3 protein-coding genes are annotated in these 3,802 nt (G+C 63.8%); 2 read left to right on the top strand and 1 reads right to left on the bottom strand.

Features of this window, described 5'->3' with window-relative positions:
* Window positions 1-24: 24 nt before the first annotated feature.
* Window positions 25-1,518: a leucyl aminopeptidase gene (locus NP534_RS26120; RefSeq protein ID WP_033701067.1), complete on the bottom strand. Its 1,494-nt coding sequence runs from the start codon at window positions 1,516-1,518 to the stop codon at window positions 25-27.
* Between the two features lie 301 nt (window positions 1,519-1,819).
* Between NP534_RS26120 and lptF the strand changes: the two genes are divergently transcribed.
* Both lptF and lptG read left to right on the top strand, forming a co-directional pair.
* Window positions 1,820-2,935, top strand: a complete 1,116-nt coding sequence (lptF, locus tag NP534_RS26115; protein ID WP_274100645.1) for an LPS export ABC transporter permease LptF — start codon at window positions 1,820-1,822, stop codon at window positions 2,933-2,935.
* On the top strand, window positions 2,928-3,802 hold an 875-nt coding region (gene lptG, locus NP534_RS26110), incomplete at its 3' end, for an LPS export ABC transporter permease LptG (RefSeq protein WP_274100644.1). The genes lptF and lptG, both read left to right, overlap by 8 nt.

The raw sequence follows: 3,802 nt of genomic DNA, 5'->3' as shown, positions 1-3,802 counted from the left end.
CATGGCGCCACCGGTCTCACGGCATCAGGCGCCAGCGCGATCGAGCAGGTACTGGGTCAGCAGCGGGACCGGGCGGCCAGTGGCGCCCTTGTCCTTGCCACCGCTGATCCAGGCGGTGCCGGCGATGTCCATGTGCGCCCAGTTGTAGGCCTTGGCGAAGCGCGACAGGAAGCAGCCCGCCGTGATGGTGCCGGCCTTCGGCCCACCGATGTTGCCCATGTCGGCGAACGGGCTGTCCAGTTGCTCCTGGTACTCGTCGAACAGCGGCAGCTGCCAGGCACGGTCGTCGGCGCGCTTGCCGGCATCGAGCAACTGGCCGACCAGGTCGTCGTTGTTGCCCATCAGGCCCGAGGTGTGGCTGCCCAGGGCAACGATGCAGGCGCCGGTCAGGGTGGCGATGTCGATCACCGCCTGGGGCTTGAAGCGTTCGGCGTAGGTCAGGGTATCGCACAGCACCAGACGGCCTTCGGCATCGGTGTTGAGGATTTCGACGGTCTGGCCGCTCATGGTGGTGACGATGTCACCTGGGCGGGTAGCGCCGCCGCTCGGCATGTTTTCGGCGCAGGCCAGCAGGCACACCAGGTTGATCGGCAGCTGCAGTTCGAGCACCGCACGCAGGGTGCCGAACACACTGGCGGCGCCGCACATGTCGTACTTCATCTCGTCCATGCCGGCGCCTGGCTTGAGGCTGATGCCACCGGTGTCGAAGGTGATGCCCTTGCCCACCAGCACGAACGGCTTGTCAGCCTTCTTGGCGCCCTGGTAGTTGAGCACGATCAGGCGTGGCGGCTGGTCGCTGCCCTGGCCCACGGCGTAGAACGCGCCCATGCCCAGGTCCTTGATCTTCTTCTCGTCGAGCACTTCGACCTTGAGGCCTTTGTGTGCCTTGCCCAGTTCCTTGGCCTGCTCGGCGAGGAAGCTTGGGTGGCACAGGTTGGGCGGCAGGTTGCCCAGGTCGCGGGTGAAGGCCATGCCGGTGGCGATGGCAGTGGCGTGCTTGACGGCGCGCTCGACCTCGGCCAGGCCCGCCTTGTCGGCCAGCAAGGTGACTTTTTTCAGGGCACGTGGCTCGGCCTTCTGGCTTTTGAAACGGTCGAACACGTACTCGCCGTCGAGCAGGGTCTCGGCCAGCAGGCGGTATTTGCCGTAGTGGGCGTCGCGGTTGCTGACGGCGACATCGTCCAGGGCAAGTACGGCGTCACCACCGTTCAGGCCTTTGAGCACGCCGGCGATACTGCCGACCAGCTTGCGCCAGGCGCGATCGCCCAGTGCTTCGTCCTTGCCGCTGCCAACCAGCAGCACACGCTCGGCCTTCAGACCCGGCAGGCTCTGCAGCAGCAGGGTCTGGCCCGGCTTGCCAGCCAGGTCGCCACGCTTGAGCACGGCGCTGATGGCACCTTCGCAGGCTTGGTCGACGGCCTTGGCAACAGCGCCGAGCTTGCGGCCTTCACCAACCGGTACGACCAGAGTGGCGGTTTTTACCGATGCAGCAGCTACGCTTTTTACAACCAGTTCCATGTCAGGGTCCCCGAATGATCGATACAGTTGGCGCTTCGTGTTCCAGCGCTCTGGGCGGGCCAGGCCGCGTGGTCGCGTACCCGTGGAAAAGCTGCCAGTTTGAGCCTGCGGCAAGGCTGCTGACAACCCTGTTTTGCGGCTTCATGCGCGGCCAAGTGACAGGGGCGGTCAATCACAGGATAATGCGCGCACTTTACATGGAGGTTCGCCTATGGCGAACCGGCATTGGTCTTGGCTGTACTAAGTCATTGTTTGGCGCCATTGTTTGGCAGTCCGCCCTGACAACCCAGGAGTGTCTGGTTTGATCGTCTTTCGTTATCTCTCCCGCGAGGTCCTGGTGACCTTGAGCGCCGTCAGCGCAGTGCTGCTGGTGATCATCATGAGCGGGCGCTTCATCAAGTACCTGGCCCAGGCCGCCCAAGGCGTGCTCGACCCGAGCGTGCTGTTCTTGATCATGGGCTTCCGCCTGCCGGGCTTCTTGCAGCTGATCCTGCCGTTGGGGCTGTTCCTCGGCATCCTTCTGGCGTATGGCCGCTTGTACCTCGAAAGCGAAATGACCGTGCTTTCGGCCACGGGCATGAGCCAGCAGCGCCTGCTTGGCATGACCATGGCGCCGGCTGCCCTGGTCGCTTTGCTGGTTGCCTGGCTGAGCCTGAGCCTGGCGCCGCTGGGCGTTTCCCAGGTGCAGCAGATCATCAGCCAGCAGGATGCCCTGACCGAGTTCGATACCCTGGTGCCGGGGCGCTTCCAGACCCTGCGCGATGGCTCGCGGGTGACCTACACCGAAGAGCTGTCGGATGATCGCGTCAACCTGGCCGGGGTGTTCATCTCCGAAAAGCGCTTCAACCAGGACAAGACCAAGGACCGGGCGCCGTCCGTGCTGGTTGCCGAAAAAGGCCACCAGGAAATCCAGGCCGACGGCAACCGCTACCTGATTCTCGAAAACGGCTACCGTTACGACGGCAACCCAGGCCAGGCCGATTACCGTGCGATCAAGTACGACACCTACGGGGTACTGCTGCCCAAGCCTGAAGTCAGCGAAGAAGTGACCGAGCGTGAGGCCATCCCCACTTCGCAGCTGATTGGCCAGAAGGGCCTGCGCGAACGTGCCGAGCTGCAATGGCGGCTGTCGTTGCCGATTCTGGTCTTCGTCGTGACCCTGCTGGCGGTGCCGCTGTCGCGGGTCAACCCGCGCCAGGGCCGCTTCCTCAAATTGCTGCCGGCGATTCTTCTGTACATGGCCTACCTGACAATGCTGATTTCCGTACGCGGCGCCCTCGAGAAGGGCAAACTGCCGATCGCCCTGGGCATGTGGTGGGTGCACGGGCTGTTCCTGCTGATCGGCCTTGGGCTGATGTACTGGGAGCCGCTGCGCCTGAAGCGCGCCGCACGTCGTGCGGAGGTGGCCCATGGGTAAGCTGGATCGTTACATCGGCCAAAGCGTGCTGATGGCCATTCTGGCCGTGCTGGGGATCATCCTCGGCCTGGCCTCGCTGTTTGCCTTCATCGATGAGATGAGCGACCTGAGCGACACCTACACGGTCATGGAAGCGGGCAACTTCGTGCTGCTGACCGCACCCCGGCGCTTGTATGAAATGCTGCCGATGGCGGCGCTGATCGGTTGCCTGATCGGCCTGGGCAGCCTGGCCAGCAGCAGCGAGCTGACCATCATGCGTGCGGCGGGGGTTTCCATCGGCCGCATCGTCTGGGCGGTGATGAAGCCGATGCTGGTGCTGATGCTGGTGGGTGTGCTGATTGGCGAGTACGTGGCGCCGGTTACCGAAAACAAGGCCCAGGCAGACCGTTCGCTGGCCCAGGGCGGTGGTGAAGCGCAGAGCTCCAAGCGTGGTATGTGGCACCGCCAGGGCGAGGAGTTCGTGCACATCAACGCCGTGCAGCCCAATGGCCTGTTGCTGGGCGTGACCCGCTACCGCTTCGACGACGAGCGCAAGATCGTCACCTCCAGCTTTGCCCGTCGGGCGCAGTACAACGACGACCACTGGCTGCTAAGCGATGTGCGCACCACGTATTTCCGTGGCGACCACACCGAAGTGGTGACGACGCCGCAAGAGCGCTGGGATGTTTCGGTCACGCCGCAACTGCTCAATACCGTGATCCTGGCCCCGGAGTCGCTGTCGATCACCGGGCTTTGGGATTACATCCACTACCTGTCGGACCAAGGCTTGAACAACGCCCGCTACTGGCTGGCGTTCTGGACCAAGGTGCTGCAGCCTGCGGTAACCGCAGCGCTGGTGTTGATGGCGATTTCCTTCATACGAGACCT

It is taken from the genome of Pseudomonas sp. 39004, from assembly GCF_028682155.1.
Lineage (GTDB): Bacteria > Pseudomonadota > Gammaproteobacteria > Pseudomonadales > Pseudomonadaceae > Aquipseudomonas > Aquipseudomonas capeferrum.
The sequence above is the reverse complement of the archived record's forward strand: the minus strand, read 5'-3'. Positions and strand labels throughout refer to the sequence as shown.